The organism is Flavobacterium sp. UBA4854, assembly GCF_002399805.1.
Lineage (GTDB): Bacteria > Bacteroidota > Bacteroidia > Flavobacteriales > Flavobacteriaceae > Flavobacterium > Flavobacterium ginsengisoli.
The window spans coordinates 11411-12045 of record NZ_DHEI01000109.1 but is presented as its reverse complement, the minus strand read 5'-3'; the positions used below and the strand labels follow the sequence as shown (position 1 = coordinate 12045).

The 635-nt window shown below is 33.7% G+C and carries 1 pseudogene; it reads right to left on the bottom strand.

What is annotated here, in order from left to right:
* Positions 1–224: 224 nt before the first annotated feature.
* A pseudogene (locus B3J44_RS16300) lies at positions 225–635 on the bottom strand (hypothetical protein); the annotation flags it as partial.

The window sequence follows — 635 nt, the reverse complement described above, 5'->3', positions numbered from 1 at the left end:
AGAAGAAGCCGAGGAAAAGACATCGACGCCGCTTGTGGACAATTAGCGAATAAAGAAGCAGAATAAAAATATTCCGTTAGGAATATCTCGTTGGTAGAAAAAAAAAATTCATAATGATATTTGTCCCATAGGGACATTTGATCGGTTTTAAACGATAAAAAAAGCATTAAAAACGAGAAAACAATTCTTGTTCTTAATGCTTTTTTACTGGACAAAAAGGATGTTTATTTTTTCAAATCAACTTCTTCAGTAACTCCGTCTTTTGTTACTTTTGCAAGCGTATCACATTCTCCGCTACCATAATCTATAGTTGCCGTAGCACCATTTTTAGTTATAGAAACAATTCCTTTTACTGCAAAAGATTTTCTACAAGACGCATCAAACTCTAATGGAGTTGTAATTTCTGCCGAGAAAGTATCTCCGTTAGGGAAAGTTGTAGTGCCACTTCCGGTAATCATAAAGACATTATCATCCCAATCAAACCATGTGTCATAACCAGAAGTCATTTCTTTTGTTAAAGTTCCTTTTCTAGAATAAACTTTTCCATCATCAAAAGTAATAGTTAAATCTATAGAAGCAGTAGAAACTGGATGAGGTGTTACCAGCAAATTAGTCTCTTTAATGGTTCTAACAAT